Below are 19,544 nucleotides of genomic sequence, written 5' to 3'. Positions count from 1 at the left end.
TAAGTCGCCCCCGGGCCGTCACCGGCCCGCGCTAGGGTCGCCGGCATGCCGGACGTTCCCGACCACGTGCCCGCCGACCGACACGACGCGCTGCTCGACCGGATCACCGCGGAGATCCGCGCCCAGGCCCCGGAGGGGTGGCGGCGGGTCAGCCTCGTCGCGCTGCGGGTCGGGGACCTGTCGCGGAACGCGTTCACGCTGCTCATGGCCGACAGGTCGGGCCGGTCCCACCCGTGGCGGGTCGAGAGGGTCGACGAGGCGCTGGCCGAGCTGCGCGGGCTGTGGCACCGGCCCGGCCGCGGCACCTGGCTGACGGCACGGCTGATCTTCGACGGGCCGCGGGGCGCGACGGCGTTCCACCCCTCCCCCGACCGCGAGCCGTCGTGGAGCACGCCTCCGTCCGCCGAGGACCTGGCCCGCGAGCTGGAGCTGTTCCCCCGTGACGACGCGCACGTGCCCGGCTGGATGCGCGCCCGGCTCGGCCTGCCGCCCGCCGCCGCGCCCGCCGCCGCGCCCGCCCCGGACCGGCTCGCCGCGACCGACGCGATCGCGGACGTCCTGGCGTGGGCGCTGCCCCCGGACTGGCGGGAGGCGGCCGTGGAGTACCGCGCGGTCGGCGACCACGAGGAGATCGACGGCCGGGTCCACACGATCTTCGAGCAGACCGGCCCGTTCACCCCGCCGCCGGAGGTCGCCGCGCTGTTCGCCCGGCTGCGCGCCGCCGGGAACGGCTCCTGGCACGTCGCCCGCCTCGGCCTCGCCCATCCCGGCGGCGCGATCCTGACCGTGGACCGCAGCCATCCGCCGCGATGGCGGAACGCCCCGGACCCGGCGGAGTTCCGCCGGGAGACCGAGCGCTTCCCCGGCCAGCAGGCCCGCCCCGCCTGGCTGACCGGCGGGCGCGCCGAGCCCGGCCCGACGTCGCAGATCGCCTGGCGGCCCGGACCCGGCACGGCCCCCTACACCACCGCCGAGGCGCGGCTGATGGAACGGGTGCGGCGCGCGCTGATCGCGTCCGTGCCCGACGACGTACAGCACGTCCAGGTCGTCGGCAACGGGATCGGCACGCGGGTCGTGGCCAGCGTCATGGCGTACTCGTGGTCGCTGGGCACCCGGTTCCCGGGGCCGCCGCAGGAGGCGGTGGCGGCGCTGGTGGAGCTGCGGCGGGAGATGCTGCGCGACAACGCGGGCTGGTACTCGTTCCAGATCGACATGCAGCCGGACCACGGCGTGCGGTTCGGCCTCTACGGCGAGCCCTCCCAGGGCTGGGAGGAGGACCCGCCGCCGGAGGAGGCGTGCCGCGAGGACCTGGTGATGTACGGCGACCCGGCCGGGGCCCCGGCGTGGCTGCGCGAGCGCGTCGCCGCTCAGGACGCCCTGTAGCCCGCCGCGAGCGCCGCCGGTGACGTCACCAGGTAGTCCAGGGCCTTCCGCGTGGAGCACTCCGCCGAGGGGTGGTAGTCGCGCCGCAGGTAGGCCCGCGCCGCCGCGATCATGAAGCGGTTGCTCGGGAAGATCCCGCGCCGCACCGCCCGCCGGTAGTCGCGCACGCGCGGCCGGACGCCCCTCAGCGTCGGGTCGGCGTGGCACAGGTAGGCCGCGCCCAGGTAGACCGTGAGCGGCAGGGCCAGCACCCCGGCGAAGAACGTGAGGAACCGCCTCCAGTACGCCCCCGACACGTACTGGTACACGTCGAACGCGACCGACCGGTGCTCGACCTCCTCGGCCCCGTGCCAGCGCAGCAGGTCCATCATCGTGGGGTCCGCGCCCGCCGCGTCCAGCTCGCGGGCGTCCAGGATCCACTGGCCGAGCACGGCGGTGTAGTGCTCGATCCCGGCGATCACGCCGACCCGGAAGCTCAACCACTGCCGCCGCGTGACCAGCGGGATCGGGGGCCGGTCCCCCAGCAGGTTCTGGAACAGCCACTCGATGCGGGCGGTCAGCGGACGCGGGTCCAGCCCGCCGGCGAGCATGTGCCGGTCGAGAACGCCCTGGTGGGAGTAGGCGTGCACGGCCTCCTGCCCCATGAACCCCTTGACCTCGGCGCGTAGCCGCCCGTCCTCGATCAGCGGGAGCGTCTGCTTGTAGACGTGGACGAACCAGCGCTCCCCGGCGGGCAGCAGCAGGTGCAGCACGTTGATGAAGTGCGTGGCGACCGGCTCGCCCGGGATCCAGTGCAGCGGGGTGCCCTCCCAGTCGAACCGCACCCGCCGGGGGGCGATGACGGGATGCCTCTCGTCGATCTCACCCATCGCACGACCCTTCGCCATATTGGACTAGATGTCCAATATGGCGACGCCGCCGGACGGAAGTCAAGCCGCGCGGCGACGCCGGCCGCCCCCGCCCGGGAGCGACCGGCGTTCCCCGCGAACGTCAGCCCCGCGAACGTCAGCCCGGCGGCTGTTCGGCGAACTCGACCGCGACGGTCAGGTCGCCTCCGCCCTCGCGCAGGTCCAGGTCCGCGATGCGCCCGGCGGCCCGCAGGTCCCCCGCCACGCCGGCCAGCTCGCCCGCCCGCACCCCGGCGACCGTCGCCGCCGCGACCTCGGCGCGCATCGACAGCCGGGCGTCGGACTTGGCCTTGCGGACCTGCCGCAGCGCCTCGGCCGCGACCGCCAGCAGCGTCGCGTCGCCGCCGTCCGGAAGCTCCCCGGCCGCGGGCCAGGACGCCCGGTGGACCGAGCCCTCCCGCCACCACGACCAGACCTCCTCGGTGACGAACGGCAGGAACGGCGCGAACAGCCGCAGCATCACCGACAGCGCCGTGTTCAGCGCCGCCCGCGCCGAGGCCGCCTCCGCGCCCTCCCCGTAGGCGCGCTGCTTGACCAGCTCCAGGTAGTCGTCGCAGAACTCCCAGAAGAACCGCTCGGTACGCTCCAGCGCCCGCGTGTAGTCATGGCCGTCGAACGCCCCGGTGGCCTCGGCGACGACCCCGCGCAGCCCGGCCAGCATCGCCAGGTCCAGCGGGCACCGGATCTCGTCGTCCGGCCGCACCTCGCCGAAGCCCAGGACGAACTTCGACGCGTTCAGGATCTTGATGGCGAGACGGCGCCCGACCTTGATCTGGCCGGTGTCGAACGCGGTGTCGGTGCCCGGCCGCCCGTTGGCCGCCCAGTACCGGACCGCGTCGGAGCCGTACTCCTCCAGCAGCGAGATCGGCGTGACGACGTTGCCCTTGGACTTGGACATCTTCTTGCGGTCGGGGTCCAGGATCCACCCCGACAGCGCCACGTCGCTCCACGGCGGCGACCCGTGTTCCAGGTGCGCGCGGACGACCGTGGAGAACAGCCAGGTCCGGATGATGTCGTGCGCCTGGGGCCGCAGGTCGAACGGGAACACCCGGCCGAACAGGTCCGGGTCGCGCTCCCACCCGCCCGCGATCTGCGGGGTCAGCGACGACGTCGCCCAGGTGTCCATGATGTCGGGGTCGCCGACGAAGCCGTCCGGCTCGCCGCGCTGCTCCTCGGTGTAGCCGGGCGGGACGTCGGTGTACGGGTCGACCGGCAGCGCCGACTCGTCCGGGACGATCGGCCGGTCGTGGTCGGGCTCGCCGTTCCCGTCCAGCGGGTACCAGACCGGGATCGGGACGCCGAAGAACCGCTGCCGCGAGATCAGCCAGTCCCCGGCCAGGCCCTCGACCCAGTTGTCGTAGCGGCCCTTCATGTACGCCGGGTGCCACCTCAGCTCGTCGCCGCGCGCCAGCAGCTTCTCCCGCAGGTCGGCGTCGCGGCCGCCGTTGCGGATGTACCACTGCCGGGTGGTGACGATCTCCAGGGGCTTGGAGCCCTTCTCGTAGAACTTCACCGGCCGGGTGACCCCGCGGGGCTCTCCGTCCAGGTCGCCGGACTCGCGCAGCAGCTCCACGACGCGCTCCTTGGCGGAGAAGACGGTCTTCCCGGCCAGCTCGTCGTAGGGGTGCGCCGGGACGCCCTGCGGGGGCTCCCCTGCCAGCCGGCCGTCCCAGCCGACGACCGCGCGGGTGGGCAGGTCCAGCTCCCGCCACCAGGTGACGTCGTTGACGTCGCCGAACGTGCAGACCATCGCGATGCCCGAGCCCTTGTCCGGCTCGGCCAGCCGGTGCGCCAGGACCGGGACCTGGACGCCGAACAGCGGCGTCCGGACCGTCGTGCCGAACAGCGGGCGGTACCGCTCGTCGTCGGGGTGCGCGACCAGCGCGACGCACGCGGGCAGCAGCTCCGGCCGCGTGGTGTCGATGAGGACCGGCCCCTGCGGCCCGTGGAACCGCAGCCGGTGGAACGCCCCCGGATGGTCGCGGTCCTCCAGCTCCGCCTGCGCGACGGCGGTCCGGAACGTGACGTCCCACAGCGTCGGGGCCTCGGCCAGGTACGCCTCGCCGCGCGCCAGGTTGCGCAGGAAGGCCCGCTGCGACGCCGCCCGCGACTCGTCCCCGATCGTCGTGTAGAGCAGGCTCCAGTCGACCGACAGGCCGACCCTGCGCCACATCTCCTCGAACGCCTTCTCGTCGATCGCGGTGAGCCGCTCGCACAGCTCGATGAAGTTCCGCCGCGAGATCGGGATCTGGCGTTTGGGGTCGGGCTTGTCCGGCGGCTCGAACGACGGGTCGTACGGCAGCGCCGGGTCGGTGCGGACGCCGAAGTGGTTCTGGACGCGCCGTTCGGTGGGCAGGCCGTTGTCGTCCCAGCCCATCGGGTAGAAGACGGCGCGCCCCCGCATCCGCTGGTAGCGGGCGACGGTGTCGGTGTGCGTGTAGGAGAAGACATGCCCGACGTGCAGCGACCCCGAGACGGTCGGGGGCGGGGTGTCGATGGAGAAGACCTCGTCGCGGGGCCGGTCCCGGTCGAACCGGTAGGTCCCGTCCGCGTCCCAGCGGCGTACCCACTTCTCCTCCAGGCCGTCCAGCGAGGGCTTGGAGGGAACGTTCGGTGTACGCGGCTGTCCTGTCATGGGCCAATGGTATTGGGCCTGCGTGACGCCGCATCCGAATATCCCGCGCGGCGGCCGACGCCGTCCGCGTTTGAGATCGCGACGTTCCGGTAGCGTCTGGGACAACGGCATGACGGGAGGACTGTGATGGCGGACAAGGGCGATATCGGCTGGCGGGTGCTGGCCGGCGGTTCCGCGTTCGCCGGCGGGTTCGTCGCCAAGAAGGCGATCGCGCTGGCGTGGAAGAAGACCACCGGCAAGGAGCCGCCGACCAACCCCGAATCCCCCGAGGTCGCGCTGAGCGAGGCCATCGGCTGGATCGTGGTGATGGGCATCGGCATGGAGGTCGCGCGGCTGCTGGCCACCCGCGCGGCGGCCCGGCAGTGGGCCAAGAGCACCGGCACGCTGCCCTCGCACCTCAAGGCCGAGGTGTAGACGGGGGCGACCCCATGGGACCGGGGGTCCGGTGAGCCCCCGGCCCGGCCCTGCGTATCGTGGTCGTTCCCGGAGTCGTCACGAAGGGATCGACCACGATGCGCCCCCTCGACAAGCTCAGGCTTCCCTACGAGAACGCGTTGCGGGCCGAGCGCCACCGCCTGGTCGAGACCCTTGAGGGCCTGTCGGACGACGACTTCGACGCCGGGACGACGCTGTGCGCCGAGTGGGCGCCGCGCGATGTGCTCGGCCATGTGATCGGGCTGGACTACCTCCTGTCCTCGTACCTGCCCCACGGGCTCCGCGTCAACGACGCCAACCAGGCGCAGGCCGACCGGGCGCGCGCGGTGTCCCGCGAGCGGCTCATGGAGTGGGCGCGGCACTGGGCCGACCGCCCCAGCACCACCAGCCGGTTCGGCGCCGGGGTCCTGCTCGGCGACCTCGGCGTCCACCACCAGGACATCGTGCGCGGCCTCGGCCTGACGCGGCAGGTCCCCGACGACGTGGCGGGCGCCATCTTCCGCGAGGGGCTCCAGCTCAGCCTGTGGATGAACCGGCGGGTGCTGCGGTACCGGCTCGTTCCCACCGACGGGCACCGGCCGGTCGGGCGCGGCCCGGAGGTGCGCGGCACGCGCGAGGCCCTCGGCATGTGGCTGTGCGGCCGCGACTCGGTGCGCGGCGAGCTGGAGTTCGCCTGAGGTGAACGGCGCGCGGCCGCGCCGGGGGACGGAAGGCCCCGGCGCGGCCGCGCGGCCGTGTCGATGGGACGTGTCGATGGGACGTGTCGGTGGGAGGCGTGTCAGGGGGAGCCGAGCGCGGGGGGTTCGCCCGGCAGCGGGGCGGGGGCCCCGGCGGTCCTGCGGAGGTCGTCGCGGACGCTGGTGGCGAGCTTCTTGGTGGCGGTGCGGTTGAGCGCCGCCCCGGCCGCCGCCCCCGTCAGGAACGGGCCCATGGTCGTCATGCTGCGCCCGAGCGTGCGCAGCAGGCGCTTGCGCAGGGCCACCTTGGCGGCCGACCCCAGCGCGTTGGTGAACGTCCCGGTCTCCAGCGGGTTGATGCCGCGCTGCCTGGCCCAGGAGGTCAGGAACGCGGCGGCGCGCGTCGCGCCGGAGCCGTGCACCCGCACCCCGTACACCTCGTGGAGCTCCGCGATGAGCTTGACCTCGATCGCGGCGATCACCAGCGTCTCGGCGGCGAGCTGGGCGGGCGCCGACAGCAGCAGGGGCGGGGCGGTGAACTGGACGGCCGCCAGCGCGCCGCCCGCCGCCCCGACGGCGGTGGTCCCGTTGACGGCGACCCGGACCAGGTTGTCGGCGAGGTCCTCGCCGGACAGCCCGTGATGGTGGGCGCGCAGCGTCTCCACGTCCCGGACGGGGATGTGCGGCGCGGCGGCGATGAGCAGGTCGCCCAGCCACCGGCCGCGCGCCACTCCCGTGGCGCCCGCCCGGCGGGCGCTGCCGCCCAGCAGCCGGGCCAGGCGGCCGAGCAGCCGGCCGCGGGTCTCCCGGTCCATGGAGTCGTCGGCGGCGAGCCGTCCGATCAGCTCGCCGATCTCCGCGTCCTCCCGGTCGGGCACCTCGTCCCCGCCGGACGCCTGGTGGGGCGCCGCGTCGCGGTGGGGCGCCGCGTCCCGGCCGGGTTCCGCGGACGGCGCGTGGTCGGGCTGGTGTTCGGGACCTTCCGTCACCGGCGGCCCCCCGTCAGGCGGCGCACTCGCGGCAGACCGGCTGGCCGTTCTTCTCGCTGGCCAGCTGGCTGCGGTGGTGCACCAGGAAGCAGCGGGTGCAGGTGAACTCGTCGGCCTGCCGCGGAACGACCCGGAAGGTCAGCTCCTCGTTCGACAGGTCGGCGCCCGGCAGCTCGGCGACCTCGCCGGCGTCCAGATCCTCGTCGATGATGCTCGCGGCCTTGTCGGCACGGCGAGCCTGGAGCTCCTGGAGGCTGTCCTCGCTCAGGTCGTCGTCCGTCTTCCGCGGGCTGTCGTAATCCGTCGCCATCTTCTTCTCCATCCCCCTCGATGCTTTATGCGCCCCGTCGCGCGGATCTAACGCACGGGGGGCCGAACTTGTGCCCGATCCGGGCGGGAAATTCTGTCACGGGCGGTGAGCTGCGACACACAAGGCGCGACCGGCCCCACGCGTGACACCGCACACCCTTGCAGGCCCACAAAATGTGGTTTACGTCACATATCCGGCGGATTGTCACGGTATGAAGCAGTGCCACGACACCCGCCGTCCTTCCCACGGCGGCGGGATCATATCGGTACCGGCGGCGTTGTGCGCGCCAACGGGCTTTCCCGCCTCCCCGCGCGGCGGTCCGGACGCGGGAGGGCGGCCGGGACCGGCCCCGTCCGGACCGATCGCTCTTCCGGCTGAACCAGACGCTTCGGTGAAACGTCTGAACTAACGCGATATCGTGCCCGCCTGAGGTTGGGGCGGGCCCCAGTCGGGGGTTCCGCCGGAAACAGACGCGAAACGACCCGCCGAGGGGCCCCGATCAACACGCGGGTACAACACACTGCGGGTCACTGGAGGCTCATATGCCGGATGCCGCTCCTCTGGAGCCAGGCGATCCCCGGGCACTGGGACAGTACGAGATCGTCGGGCGACTCGGCGCGGGCGGGCAGGGCGCGGTCTTCCTCGGCCGGGCCCCGGGCGGACAGCACGTCGCCGTCAAGCTGCTGCACGCCCAGATGGCCTCCGATCCCGCCGCCCGCGCCCGCTTCATCCGCGAGGTGACGGCGGCGCAGAAGGTCGAGGCGTTCTGCACGGCCAAGGTGCTGGACGCCGACGTGCACGGCGACCAGCCCTACGTCATCAGCGAGTTCATCGACGGGCCGTCGCTGCACGACGTGGTGGCGCACAACGGCCCCTTCGACGCCGCCGGCCTGGAACGGCTGGCGATCGGCACCGCGACCGCCCTGGCCGCCATCCACGAGGCCGGGATCGTCCACCGCGACTTCAAGCCGAACAACGTCATGCTGGCCTCCGACGGCCCCCGCGTGGTCGACTTCGGCATCGCCCGCACCGTCAACTCCCAGGAGAGCGCGGTCACCGCGACCGGCATGGTCGTCGGCACCCCCGGCTACCTGGCGCCCGAGCAGCTCACCGGCGCGCCGCTGACCCCGGCGGTGGACATCTTCGCCTGGGGCGCGACCATGGTGTTCGCCGCCACCGGGCAGTCGCCGTTCGAGGCCGACACCCTCCCGGTGATCATCAACAAGATCCTCAACGACGAGCCGGACCTGTCGCGCATCCCGGCCGGCCCGGTGCGCGACCTGATCGGCCGCTGCCTGTCCAAGGACGCGGGCCTGCGCCCCCCGGCGGCGCAGTTGCTGATCAACCTGCTGGAGGCCGTCGGCGCGGCCCCGTCCCGGCAGGCCGACGCGGAGGACCTGCTGGACCAGGGCACCCGGATCGCGGCGCAGCTGCCGATGCCGCCGGCCCCGCAGCGGCCCCACCCGCAGCAGTCGATCACTCCCCCGCCGATGCCGATGCACGGCGGGGCGACCCCGCCGCCCCCGCAGCAGCACATCACCCCGCCGCCGATGCCGATGTACCAGAACGCGGGGATGCAGCAGCCTCCGCCTCCGCAGCAGATGCCGCCGATGCAGGGCGGGATGCCGCAGGGGCCGCGACCGCCCTACGGGCCGCCCCCGCGGCGCTCCTCCTCGGGACCCGCGATCGCCATCGGCTGCGGCGTGGTCGCGCTGGTCGCGCTGGTCGTGGTGGTCGCGCTGATCGTGATCGCCAACAAGGACGACGACCCCGACCCCTACACCCTGCCGACCTACTCGCCGTCCCCGTCGCGGACCTACGGCGGCGGTGACATCGACACCGGGATGATCGGCGTCTGGAACGGCACCGGGCGGCAGGAGGGCAAGACGTTCAACGTGCAGTTCGCGGTGCTGAGCACCGGCGGCACCGCGCGCTACACCTACACCGACGGCACGCCGACCTGCATCACCAAGACCACGCTGACGTCGGGCAGCACCGCCGTCGGCAGCACCCGCGCGGAGTTCAGCGAGACGCCGCTGACCACCGGGAACCACTGCGCGGCGGGCACGCTGACGTTCACCAAGTTCGGCGCGAAGAACATGAGCTGGACCTGGCGCGGCACCAGCGGCGGCAGCGCCTCCGGCTCGGTCTCCAAGTAACCGCACCACCCGCCCGGCGGCCGGATCCGGCCGCCGGGCGTCCGCGTTCCCCCACAGGAGGGCCATGCCCGAGGTCGCCCCGCTGCGCGACGGAGACCCGCGACGCATCGGCGGATACACGCTGACCGGGCTGCTCGGCGAGGGCGGCCAGGGAGCGGTCTACCTCGCCGAGGACGAGCCCGGGCACCCGGTCGCGGTGAAGCTGCTGCACGCGCGGTTCAGCGGCGACGCCAGGGCGCGGCAGCGGTTCGCCGCCGAGCTGGCGGTGACGCGGCGGGTCGCGCCGTTCTGCACCGCCCGGGTCCTGGACGCCGACGTCGACGGGGACCGGCCCTACATCGTCAGCGAGTACATCGACGGGCCCCCGCTGGCGCGGGTGCTGGCCGAGCACGGGCCCCGGTCGGGCGCGGAGCTGGACCGGCTGGCGATCGGCACGATGACGGCGCTGACCGCCATCCACGAGGCCGGGGTGGCGCACCGCGACCTCAAGCCCGGCAACGTGCTGCTGGCCGCCGACGGCCCCCGCGTGATCGACTTCGGGATCGCGCGGGCGCTGGACGCCACCGGGACGCTGTCCAGCACCGCCGTCGGCACCCCCGCCTACATGGCGCCCGAGCAGATCACCGGGGCGCGGGTCGGCCCGGCCGCCGACGTGTTCGCCTGGGGCACCACGATGGTGACGGCGGCGACGGGACGCCCGGCGTTCGGGCAGGACAGCATCCCGGCGGTGATGCACCGCATCCTGCACCTGCCGCCGGACCTGGGCGCGCTCCCCGAGCCGCTGCGGTCGGTGGTGGCCGGGTGCCTGGACAAGGACCCGGCGCGGCGCCCGGCCTCCCAGCAGGTGCTGCTGCGGCTGCTGGGCCTGGCGGGCAGCCTGCCCCCGGCCTCGCCCCAGACCCCGGCCCGGCCCGCGGTCTCCCTGGACAGGGACGGGATGCTGGACCGGGGCGTGCGGGCCGCCGCGACGGGCGCGTTCGCCGCTCCCCCGACGGCCCCGCAGGCATGGCCGCCCCCGCCCCCCACGGCGCCCGCACCGCCCGCGTTCCCCCAGCCGCAGTACCCGCCCCCGCCGAACGCGCAGCAGACCGTGCCCGGCGGCAGGGGGCCCCGCCGCAGGGGCGTGGGGGTCCTGGTCGGCGCGGGCGGCGCCGCCGCCGTCGCGCTGGTCCTGGCGGCCGGCGTCGCCCTGGCCAACCTCAACGGCGACGGCAAGGAGCCGCCCCCGCCCTTCGACCGGGCCGGCGGCACGCTGAGCATGATGGCGAACACGCCCTACGACAAGGGGTACCTCGCACCCGAGCACGCCTCCGGCGGCACCGGGACCATGCTGGCCAAGCAGCTTTTCACCGGGCTGGTCGAGGTGACCCCCCAGGGCGCGCTGCGCAACCGGCTGGCCACCGCCCTCACCCCCGACGCCACCTGCGCCAACTGGAAGATCACCATCCGGGACGGCACGCGGTTCGCCAACGGCGAGCCGGTGGACGCCGAGGCGTTCGCCCGCGGCTGGGGCCGCGCCGCGCGCAACCCGTCCGGCATGGCCTCCTTCCTGATGGAGGACATCAGGGGATACACCGAGGCGTCGGCGAAGAAGACCGACCGGCTCCCGGGGGTGCGCGCCTCCGGGCAGACCCTCGACGTCGCGCTGACCGGCCCGTCCTGCGAGTTCCCCTGGCGGCTGGCCGATCCGCTCTTCTTCCCCGCGCCCAGGGCCGCCGGAGCCCCCGACAACGAGTCCCACCACCTGCGCCCGATCGGCAACGGCCCGTTCCGGCTCGCCTCCTACACGCCCGGCAGGAGCGTCGAGCTGGTCCGCAACGACTCCTGGGCGTTCGGGAGGACCCGGCTGGACCGCGTCAACGTCCGGCTGACCGACGACTCCAACGCGATGACGGCGGCCTTCCGTTCCGGCGAGACCGACTGGGCGTCACCGGCGGACACGGCGGCCGGGCGCACCACCGGCGGCATGGCCGGGCGGGTCGAATACCCGGTCGCCACCACCCGGATGCTCGTCCCGCTCACCGCGCGCGGGCCGATGAAGTCCAGGGACGCGCGGCTGGCGGTGTCCTACGCGCTGGACCGCACGACCCTCGCCTCCCTGGTCCCCGGACGGCCCGCCCGCGGCCTGGTGCCCCCGCCGGTCGCCGGCTCCGGGCAGCCCGGCGCCTGCCCCTCCTGCGACGCCCCCGACCCGGAGCGGGCCAAGATGCTCGCCGCGCGGGCCGGACTCGGCCAGGGCACGGTCGTCCACCTGCACACCATGACCACCGGCACCCAACTGCCGATGGCCGGGCAGGTCGAGACCCAACTGGAACGCGTGCTGGGCTGGCGCGTCGAACTCAAGACGATCAAGGATTTCGCCTACGACAAGCTGCGCGACCAGGTCACCGCCAAGAACGCCTCCGGGCTGATGATCTTCGCCTGGCGCCCCGACTACCCGGCCGGCTCCGCCCTGCTGGGCTCCCTGCTGGGCGGCGACCAGATCGCGACCGGCGGCAACGCGCTGAACAACTACTCCGGCTGGCGCAGCGGCCGCTTCGACGGGCTGCTGGACCGGATCCGGCGCACGCCCGACGCCGCCGAACGCGCCAGGCTGACCCAGGAGGCCGAGAAGGTCGCGCTGGACGACATGGCGATCATCCCGGTGGTGAGCGGCGGCGGCGTCGCGCTCCGCTCCGACCGCTTCACCGGGCTGAACCCCGACGTCGACGGCCACCCGACCCTGGCGGACGCGGGCCGGAGGTAGGGCGTCAGAGCGCGGGGCGGGCCAGGCCGCCGTGCGCGGCGCAGTAGGCGTAGGACCACCGGCTGGCGGGCGCCTTCCTGCCGTACACGAGCACCTTGTTCCTGCAGTACGCGGCCGCGCCGATGCTCCGGGTAGGGCACATCACCCCGAAGGTGTTCTCGTCGCTCCAGGTCTGGCGCCCCGGGCACCCCGCCGACGTCCGGGCCGCCTCGGCGCTGGCGGGGGCGACGGCCACGGTCAGCGGGGCGGCGGAGAGCACGGCGCCGAGCGCGACGCCGAGCGCGACGGCCGTCAGTCGCCTTGCGTTCATGGGGGAGCTCCTTTGTCCTCCCGGTGCGGGAGAGTCAGGTTGACGACAAACCTAACAAAGGGGTTGATCTTGGCTCAATGCCGCGTTCCGCGCGCCCGGCCCGTCAGCCCACCGGCAGGCGGACGGTGACGATCAGGCCGCCGCCGGGGCGCGGAGCGGCGTAGACGGTGCCGCGGTGCGCCAGGACCACCGACCGGACGATCGACAGGCCGAGGCCCGCGCCCTTGGCGGACTCCAGGCGGTCGGCGTTGAGGCGGCGGAACGGCTCGAACAGCCGCTCCACCTCGTAGCCGGGCACCACCGGGCCGGTGTTCTCCACCTGCACGGTGGTGACGCCGTCCAGCACGCCGGTGCGGATCCACACCTCGCCGCCGTCGTCGTTGTGCTTGATCGCGTTGTCGACGAGGTTGGAGACCAGGTGCTCCAGCAGGACCGGGTCGCCCGAGGTGGTGCCGGGGGTCAGCTCGCGGTGGACGGCGACCTCGTTGGGCAGCTCGTCCTCGCGGCGGCGGACGTTCTCCAGCACGGTCGTGGCGACGTCGGCGACGTCCACCGGGGTGCGGGTGGTCAGCTCGCGCTCGCTGCGGGCCAGCAGCAGCAGGCCCTCGATGAGGCGCTCGTGGCGGGCGTTGTTGGCCAGCAGCGTCTTGCCGACGGTCCGCAGGTCGTCGGAGACGTCGGGGTCGCCGAGCGCGACCTCCAGCAGCGTCCGGTTGATCGCCAGGGGGGTGCGCAGCTCATGCGAGGCGTTGCCGACGAAGCGGCGCTGGGAGTCGAACGCCTGCCCCAGCCGCTCCAGCATCGCGTCGAAGGTGTCGGCCAGCTCCTTCAGCTCGTCCTCGGGGCCCTGCAGGGCGATCCGCTCGTGCAGGTTGCTCTCCGACAGCCGCCGGGCGGTCGCGGTCATCCGCTGCAACGGGCTGAGCGCCCGGTCGGCGACGAAGTAGCCCAGCACCAGCGCGATGATCCCGACCCCGGCCAGCGCCAGCAGCGACCGGCCGACCAGCTGCCGCATCGCCAGGTCCTTGACCAGGTCGGGGTCGGTGATCGCGCCGTCGGGCTTGCGGATGATGATGTAGCCGCTGGGGAACACCTCGTCCAGGATCGTGTTGACCAGCAGGTACGTGACGAACAGCAGCAGCGCCCCGGCCATGAAGAACAGCAGCCCGTACAGCACGGTGAGCCGCAGCCGGACGCTGACGCGGCTGGGCAGCGCCTTCAGGTCCTCCAGCAGCGGCCCCGGACGGCCCTTGGAGCCGGGGTTCAGGTGCGCGGGGATCGGCTGCGGACCGGTGTTCATGGCCACGCCGAGCTGGCCGAACTGCGCGCCCGGCGTGGTGGGCCGGGCCTCGGGCTGGGAGGTGGACCGGGGGCTCACAGCCGGTACCCCACGCCCGGCACGGTCTCGATGACCGGCGGGTCGCCGAGCTTCTTGCGCAGCGTCATCATCGTGACCCGCACCACGTTGGTGAACGGGTCGATGTGCTCGTCCCACGCCTTCTCCAGAAGCTGCTCGGAGCTGACCACCGCGCCGTCGGCGCTCAGCAGCACCTCCAGCACCGCGAACTCCTTGCGGGTCAGGTCCACCGGGCGGCCGTCGCGGGTCACCTCGCGGCGGCCGGGGTCCAGGCGGACGCCGCTGCGCTCCAGCACCGGCGGCAGCGGCGCGGCGGCGCGGCGGCCGAGCGCCCGCACCCGCGCGACCAGCTCGGCGAACGCGAACGGCTTGGGCAGGTAGTCGTCGGCGCCGATGGACAGCCCCTCGACCTTGTCGTCCAGCTCCCCGGCGGCCGTCAGCATCAGGATGCGCGCCGGGTACCGCTGGGCGACGAGCTGCTTGCACACGTCGTCGCCGTGCACCCTGGGCAGGTCCCGGTCCAGCACGATCACGTCGTACTCGTTGACCCCCGTCCGTTCCAGCGCGCCCGCGCCGTCGTAGGCCACGTCCACCGCCAGCGCCTGGCGGCGCAGCCCCGTGGCGATGGCGTCGGCCATCACCCGCTCGTCCTCGACGACCAGAACACGCACCTGTCGTCCATCCCCTCGTATCGTCCCCTGACCAGGTATGCCATGGCGGCCGTAAGACGTCCGTAAGCCCCCTACCAGGATGCCTCCCGCGGGAAGGCCGGGAACACCCGGAAAACTCTCGGAAGATCGGGTTTACCGCGCCCGGCGCGCTGGGTAAGGGGTGCCTGATCCGGGAGGAGGCCCCTTGGGCGAGTTGTCACGCACCATCCAACAGCGGCTCGATGACGCTTACGCATCGCTCCGTGCCGCCCACGCAGAAGGCGACACCTACCTGGCGGACATCCGCCAGGAGGAGATCAAGGAACTGCGCCGGATCGCAGCGAACAACGACATCGGTGTGGAAGTCGGTGTCGAACCACCCCGCTGCGACTGAGGGTGAACCCTTCGGAGCTACCACTCCACGTCGCCCCGCGTAGAACACGACGAGGACCGGGCCACCGCCCGGTCCTCGGTTCGTGTACGGGCCCGTGCACAGGCCCGTGTACTGGTCAGTCGCGGGCCGGGTCCAGGGGCAGCAGCAGGTCGTGCAGCGCCTCGAACGTCCCCGGCCCCGCCGCCAGGGCGAAGTCCGGGCTCACCGGGGCGCCGTCCAGGCCCGCCACCCGGCCGCCCGCCTCCTCGACGATCAGCGCGCCCGCCGCGACGTCCCACGCCTGCACGCCGCGCTCGTAGTAGGCGTCCACGCGTCCGGCGGCCAGCGCGCACAGGTCGGCGCAGCAGGAGCCGCCCCGGCGGATGTCGCGGACGTTGGGCAGCACCCCGGTCAGCACCTCGGCCTGGTGGGCGCGGCGGCGGGCGTCGTAGCCGAAGCCGGTGGCGACCAGGGCGCGCTCCAGCGGGACGTCGGCGTTGACGCGCAGCTCGCGGGTGCCGGACGCGGTGTGCAGCAGCGCGCCGCCGCCGCGCACGGCGGTGTAGGTCTCGCCGCGCCGCGGCATGTCGACCACCCCGGCGACGGTGACGCCGTCCACCTGCGCGGCGATGCTGACCGCCCAGTCGGGCAGGTCGTACAGGTAGTTCACGGTGCCGTCGATCGGGTCCACGATCCAGCGGACCGGGCCGTCGCCGTCCTGGGTGCCGCCCTCCTCGCCGAGGAAGGCGTCGCCGGGCCGCGCCGCGCCGATCCGCTGGAGGACCAGCTCCTCGGCGGCGCGGTCCATCTGGGTGACCACGTCGGTGGGGCTGGACTTGGTCTGCACCACGTCGGGCCCGGTGGCGGGCCGCTTGTCGACCAGCATCCGGCCGGTCTCCCGGGCGGTGGCCAGGGCCAGTTCGAGGAGCTCCTCGGCCAGGCTCATACGGTGATCCCCCTCATGCAGCAGTCGGCCGGGCAGACGTCCGGGCGCGGGCCGAGGACGCCGAGCGCGGGACGGTCGGCGGCGTCCGTGGCGCGCTCCACCAGCAGTTCCCGGACCATCGCGACGAAACGCGGGTGGGTGCCGGGGGTGGCGGCGCGGCGGAACTCCAGGCCCAGTTCGGCCGCCCGGTTCGCGGCCTCCACGTCCAGGTCGTACTTGACCTCCATGTGGTCGGACACGAAGCCGACCGGCACGTTCACCACCGCGCGGACGCCCGCGGCGTGCAGCTTCTCCAGGTGGTCGACGATGTCGGGCTCCAGCCACGGCTGGGCGGGCGGGCCGCTGCGCGACTGGTAGACCAGCTCCCACGGGTGGCCGGGCGCGGCGCGTCCGGCGACCAGGCGGGAGATGTCGGCGAGCTCGGCGGTGTAGCGCTCCCGGCCCGGCTGGGCCAGCGGGACGCTGTGCGCGCTGAACGCCAGGTGCGCGCCCTCCCGCAGGTCGGCGGGGAGCTCCGCCAGCGCGGCGCGGGCCGCCTCGACGAACGGCTCCACGAAGCCGGGGTGGTTGTAGTAGACCCGCAGCTTGTCGATCCCGGGGGCGCCGGGGACCTCGGCGCGGGCGCGGTCGATGTCCTCCAGGTACTGGCGGCAGCACGAGTAGCCGCTGTAGGCGGAGGTCACGAACGCGGCGGCGCGCCGCACCCCGTCGTCCCTCATCCGGCGGACGGTGTCGGCCAGGTAGGGGTCCCAGTTGCGGTTGCCCCAGTAGACCGGCAGGTCGACGCCGTGCGCGGCGAGGTCGGCCTCGATGGCCGCCTTCAGGTCGCGGCAGTGCTGGTTGATGGGGCTGACCCCGTCGAACAGGTGGTAGTGCTCCCCGACGGCGGCGAGGCGTTCCCGTGGGATGTTGCGGCCGCGCGTCACGTTCTCCAGGAACGGGATCACGTCCTCGGGTCCCTCGGGCCCCCCGAATGACACCAGGAGCAACGCGTCGTAGGACGTCATGCCCTCCATCCAACCAGGCGGTCGGCGCTGCCCGCGCCGGGCCGCCCGGCTGTGAGGAAGGGCACGTCAGGAGTACCGCGCGGCGTAGGCCCGGGCCAGCGCCAGGACCTTCTGCACGTACCAGTCGGCGTGGTTGTAGTGCCAGACCGCCCGGTACAGTTGCCGGCCGCCGCGGCCGGCCCCGTTGGCGCACAGGTACCTGGCGGCGGAGGGGACGGCGTCGTAGGGGTTCATGATGTCGGCCCTGCCGTCGCCGTCGCCGTCCACGCCGTACGCCTTCCAGGTGGCGGGCATGAACTGCATGGGGCCGAGCGCCCCGGCGCTGGAGCGGCCGGGGTTGCGGTTGTGGTCGCTCTCGACCTGGCCGATGGCGGCCAGCACCGTCCAGGACAGGCCGGGGCAGGTGGTGGCGGCCTGCTTGTACAGGTCCAGGTAGCTGCCGGGGCGGCCGCCGTCGGACGGCGCGCGGTACCGGTTCTCGTGCAGGTTGACGACGTTGCCGGTCTGGCCGAGGGCCTTGCGCACGGCCGCGGCGAGCTTGACCGGGTCGGTCCCGGGGGCGTTGACCAGCACCGCCACGTGGGGGATCAGGCCGATGTCCCGGCCCGCCCTCCGGCCGACCAGCATGTCGATGCCGGGGATGCCGAGCGCGCCGGAGCCGCCCATGGTGAGGTTCGGCATGGTGCGCCCGACGACCGGATACCGCTGCCCTCGGGCGAGCCGGAGCTGCTCGGCGGCGTCGGCCGACACCACGAACCGCCCGCCGGCCAGCGCCGTCCACAGCTCGGTGCGCTTGGCGGTGCCGGGCGGGGTCCAGGACCGGAACGTCGAGGGGTCCACCGCGAACGTGTTGATCGAGCGCCCCTGGAGCTGGACCGCGCCGCCGTCGACCGCGATCACGTCCCGGACCTTCTTGATCTTCCGGATCCGCGCGATCTGGGCCGCGGTGACGGACCGGCCGGAGGAGACCGCCAGCACGTCGGGCGGCACGACCCGGCGCAGCGGCGCGACGCCCGCGTCGGCGGTGACGTCGGTCACCGGGCCGGTGGGCCCGGCGGTGGGCGGGCCGGACCGGCCAGCCGCGTCCGGGCGGTCGCTCCGGTGGGTGACGGCCTGGTGCACTCCCCCGCCCAGGGTCGCGACGGCCAGCGCGCCGATGGCGGCCGCGAGGACCGGCAGGGCGCGGCCGCGGGCCGGCGGGAGGGAGGGGGCCTCAGCCGGTGCCGGAGCCGGTTCCGAGGCCGCCGCGCGCGGTGGAGAGGAGGGGGCCACAACCATTCCCAACGAGAGTCGTCTTGGGCGGGTTATCTGCGCTTTGCACCCGTTTCACCCAGGTAACGTGATCAAGCTCTGTCGTCAACAGGTCGAATGGTAGGCCGGGAGCCGGTGGCCTCCCGGGGTCGGGGGGAACCGAACGTGTCCAGTCCGTACCGGGATCTGCTGTCGGTCCGCGGGGCCCGGTCGTTCGTGGCGGCCGGGTTCGTCGGGCGCATGTCGATGTCCATGACGGGCATCGGGATCGTCCTGCTCGTGTCGGCGGTGACCGGATCGTACGGCATCGCCGGGGCGGTCGCCGCGACCCTGTCGGTCGCGTACGCGGTCGGCGCGCCGCTGAGCGCGCGGCTGGCGGACCGGTACGGGCAGCGGCGCGTGCTGGTGCCGCTGGTGCTGGTCAACTCGGCGGCGTTCGCCCTGCTGATCGCCTCGGACCTGGTCGGGCTGGCGGTGTGGACGCTGTTCCCGCTCGCCGCGCTGGCCGGGGCCACGCAGGTGTCGCTGGGCGCGTGGGTGCGGGCGCGCTGGTCGCACGCGCTGCGGGACCGGCCCGAGCGGCTCCAGACGGCGTTCTCGTTCGAGTCGGTCGTGGACGAGAGCATCTTCGTCGCCGGTCCCATGATCGTGACGGCGCTGTCCACCGGCGTGCACCCGGCGGCGGGCCTGGCCGTGGCGTCGGCGCTGACCCTGACCGGCTCGCTGGCGCTGGCCGCGCAGCGCGGCACCGAGCCGCCGCCCCGGCCCCGGCAGGAGGGCCACCACGGCGGCGTGCTGGCCAACCCGGCGGTGCGGGTGCTGGTCCCGGTGTTCCTGATGCTGGGCGTGGTGTTCGGCGCGATCGACATCTCGGGGGTCGCGTTCGCCGAGGAGCAGGGCCACAAGGCGATGGCCGGGCTGGTGCTGGGCTGCTACGCGCTGGGCAGCGCGGCGGCGGCGCTCTGGTACGGGGCGCGGGCCTGGGCCAGCCCCCTGGACCGGCGCTTCAGGACCGGGCTGCTGGTGCTGGCGGTGATGATGATCCCGCCGGTGCTGGTGACGGACCTGTGGACGATGATGATCGTGGTGTTCTTCTCCGGCCTGGCGATCTCCCCCTCGGTGATCCCCGGGTACGGGCTGATCGAGCAGCGCGTCCCGCCGCACCAGCTCACCGAGGGCCTGGCGCTGGTGTCCACGATGGTGGGGCTCGGGGTGGCGGCGGGCGCGTCGGCGTCGGGGCGGCTGGTGGACGCCTACGGCTCGTCGGCGTCGTTCCTGGTGCCGCTGGGCGCGGCGGTGCTGGCGGCCGTGGTGGGCGTCGCGGGGGTGCGCGGCAGCGGCCCGTCCATCACGAAAGTGACTCAGCAGTAAATGTGAACTTTCCTCACGATCGCCGGATCGGTAGAGT

The 19,544-nt window shown here is 73.9% G+C and carries 17 protein-coding genes; 7 read left to right on the top strand and 10 right to left on the bottom strand.

The features are described 5' to 3' along the window. Positions 1 to 45 precede the first annotated feature (45 nt). Positions 46 to 1,383: a hypothetical protein gene (locus HNR61_RS17645; protein ID WP_182844236.1), complete on the top strand. Its 1,338-nt coding sequence runs from the start codon at positions 46 to 48 to the stop codon at positions 1,381 to 1,383. Here the strand turns inward: HNR61_RS17645 and HNR61_RS17640 are convergent. Together HNR61_RS17640 and valS are read right to left on the bottom strand one after the other, a co-directional pair. Next, entirely contained in the window at positions 1,368 to 2,252 is an 885-nt protein-coding gene (locus HNR61_RS17640; protein ID WP_182844235.1) for a metal-dependent hydrolase, read from the bottom strand. The genes HNR61_RS17645 and HNR61_RS17640 overlap by 16 nt on opposite strands. A gap of 136 nt (positions 2,253 to 2,388) precedes the next feature. Then, positions 2,389 to 4,926 (bottom strand): valine--tRNA ligase, encoded by a 2,538-nt coding sequence (gene valS, locus HNR61_RS17635; RefSeq protein ID WP_182844234.1) that lies wholly within the window; start codon positions 4,924 to 4,926, stop codon positions 2,389 to 2,391. 126 nt (positions 4,927 to 5,052) lie between these two features. Here valS and HNR61_RS17630 point away from each other — a divergent pair, with 126 nt between their 5' ends. Beyond that, complete coding sequence (locus tag HNR61_RS17630; protein ID WP_067829434.1) at positions 5,053 to 5,340, top strand: DUF4235 domain-containing protein; 288 nt, start codon at positions 5,053 to 5,055, stop codon at positions 5,338 to 5,340. 98 nt (positions 5,341 to 5,438) lie between these two features. Further along, entirely contained in the window at positions 5,439 to 6,038 is a 600-nt protein-coding gene (locus HNR61_RS17625; RefSeq protein ID WP_182844233.1) for a maleylpyruvate isomerase family mycothiol-dependent enzyme, read from the top strand. Between the two features lie 101 nt (positions 6,039 to 6,139). Here HNR61_RS17625 and HNR61_RS17620 read toward each other — a convergent pair whose 3' ends face one another. Together HNR61_RS17620 and HNR61_RS17615 are read right to left on the bottom strand one after the other, a co-directional pair. Continuing rightward, complete coding sequence (locus HNR61_RS17620) at positions 6,140 to 6,916, bottom strand: hypothetical protein (protein ID WP_312897985.1); 777 nt, start codon at positions 6,914 to 6,916, stop codon at positions 6,140 to 6,142. 124 nt (positions 6,917 to 7,040) lie between these two features. Next, on the bottom strand, positions 7,041 to 7,337 hold the full coding sequence (locus tag HNR61_RS17615; protein ID WP_067829483.1) for a DUF4193 domain-containing protein: 297 nt from the start codon (positions 7,335 to 7,337) through the stop codon (positions 7,041 to 7,043). A gap of 542 nt (positions 7,338 to 7,879) precedes the next feature. On the opposite strand from HNR61_RS17615, the gene HNR61_RS17610 reads away from it, so the two are divergent. Together HNR61_RS17610 and HNR61_RS17605 are read left to right on the top strand one after the other, a co-directional pair. Continuing rightward, a complete protein-coding gene (locus HNR61_RS17610) occupies positions 7,880 to 9,496 on the top strand; it encodes a serine/threonine-protein kinase (RefSeq protein WP_182844232.1) in 1,617 nt (538 codons plus the stop codon). A gap of 64 nt (positions 9,497 to 9,560) precedes the next feature. After that, the gene (locus tag HNR61_RS17605; RefSeq protein WP_182844231.1) at positions 9,561 to 12,242 is read left to right on the top strand and encodes an ABC transporter substrate-binding protein; all 2,682 of its coding nucleotides are present in this window, start codon (positions 9,561 to 9,563) and stop codon (positions 12,240 to 12,242) included. 4 nt (positions 12,243 to 12,246) lie between these two features. Here the strand turns inward: HNR61_RS17605 and HNR61_RS17600 are convergent, their stop codons facing one another. The 3 genes from HNR61_RS17600 to HNR61_RS17590 form a co-directional block, all read right to left on the bottom strand. Further along, on the bottom strand, positions 12,247 to 12,552 hold the full coding sequence (locus HNR61_RS17600) for a hypothetical protein (RefSeq protein ID WP_182844230.1): 306 nt from the start codon (positions 12,550 to 12,552) through the stop codon (positions 12,247 to 12,249). A gap of 103 nt (positions 12,553 to 12,655) precedes the next feature. After that, the gene (locus HNR61_RS17595) at positions 12,656 to 13,930 is read right to left on the bottom strand and encodes a sensor histidine kinase (RefSeq protein ID WP_312897942.1); all 1,275 of its coding nucleotides are present in this window, start codon (positions 13,928 to 13,930) and stop codon (positions 12,656 to 12,658) included. Beyond that, a complete protein-coding gene (locus HNR61_RS17590; RefSeq protein WP_067829452.1) occupies positions 13,927 to 14,580 on the bottom strand; it encodes a response regulator transcription factor in 654 nt (217 codons plus the stop codon). The genes HNR61_RS17595 and HNR61_RS17590 overlap by 4 nt, the downstream gene beginning before the upstream one ends. 184 nt (positions 14,581 to 14,764) lie before the next feature. Between HNR61_RS17590 and HNR61_RS17585 the strand changes: the two genes are divergently transcribed. Continuing rightward, complete coding sequence (locus tag HNR61_RS17585) at positions 14,765 to 14,953, top strand: hypothetical protein (protein WP_067829455.1); 189 nt, start codon at positions 14,765 to 14,767, stop codon at positions 14,951 to 14,953. Positions 14,954 to 15,068: 115 nt separating this feature from the next. On the opposite strand, the gene HNR61_RS17580 is transcribed toward HNR61_RS17585, so the two are convergent. From HNR61_RS17580 to HNR61_RS17570, 3 genes are all read right to left on the bottom strand, one after another. Beyond that, entirely contained in the window at positions 15,069 to 15,878 is an 810-nt protein-coding gene (locus tag HNR61_RS17580) for an inositol monophosphatase family protein (protein WP_182844229.1), read from the bottom strand. Next, positions 15,875 to 16,885 carry a ferrochelatase gene (locus HNR61_RS17575; protein ID WP_182844228.1) on the bottom strand — a complete coding sequence of 337 codons (1,011 nt, stop codon included), beginning with the start codon at positions 16,883 to 16,885 and terminating at the stop codon, positions 15,875 to 15,877. Before HNR61_RS17575 ends, HNR61_RS17580 begins: the two co-directional genes overlap by 4 nt. Before the next feature lie 66 nt (positions 16,886 to 16,951). Then, entirely contained in the window at positions 16,952 to 18,163 is a 1,212-nt protein-coding gene (locus HNR61_RS17570; protein WP_182844227.1) for a lytic transglycosylase domain-containing protein, read from the bottom strand. A 138-nt stretch (positions 18,164 to 18,301) separates the two neighbouring features. On the opposite strand from HNR61_RS17570, the gene HNR61_RS17565 reads away from it, so the two are divergent. Then, a complete protein-coding gene (locus tag HNR61_RS17565) occupies positions 18,302 to 19,507 on the top strand; it encodes an MFS transporter (RefSeq protein WP_182844226.1) in 1,206 nt (401 codons plus the stop codon). Positions 19,508 to 19,544: the final 37 nt, after the last annotated feature.

Origin of the sequence: Actinomadura kijaniata (genome assembly GCF_014138665.1) — a bacterium.
Lineage (GTDB): Bacteria > Actinomycetota > Actinomycetes > Streptosporangiales > Streptosporangiaceae > Spirillospora > Spirillospora kijaniata.
Note: the sequence above shows the minus strand (reverse complement) of the source record. Positions and strands in the feature narration are given on the sequence as shown.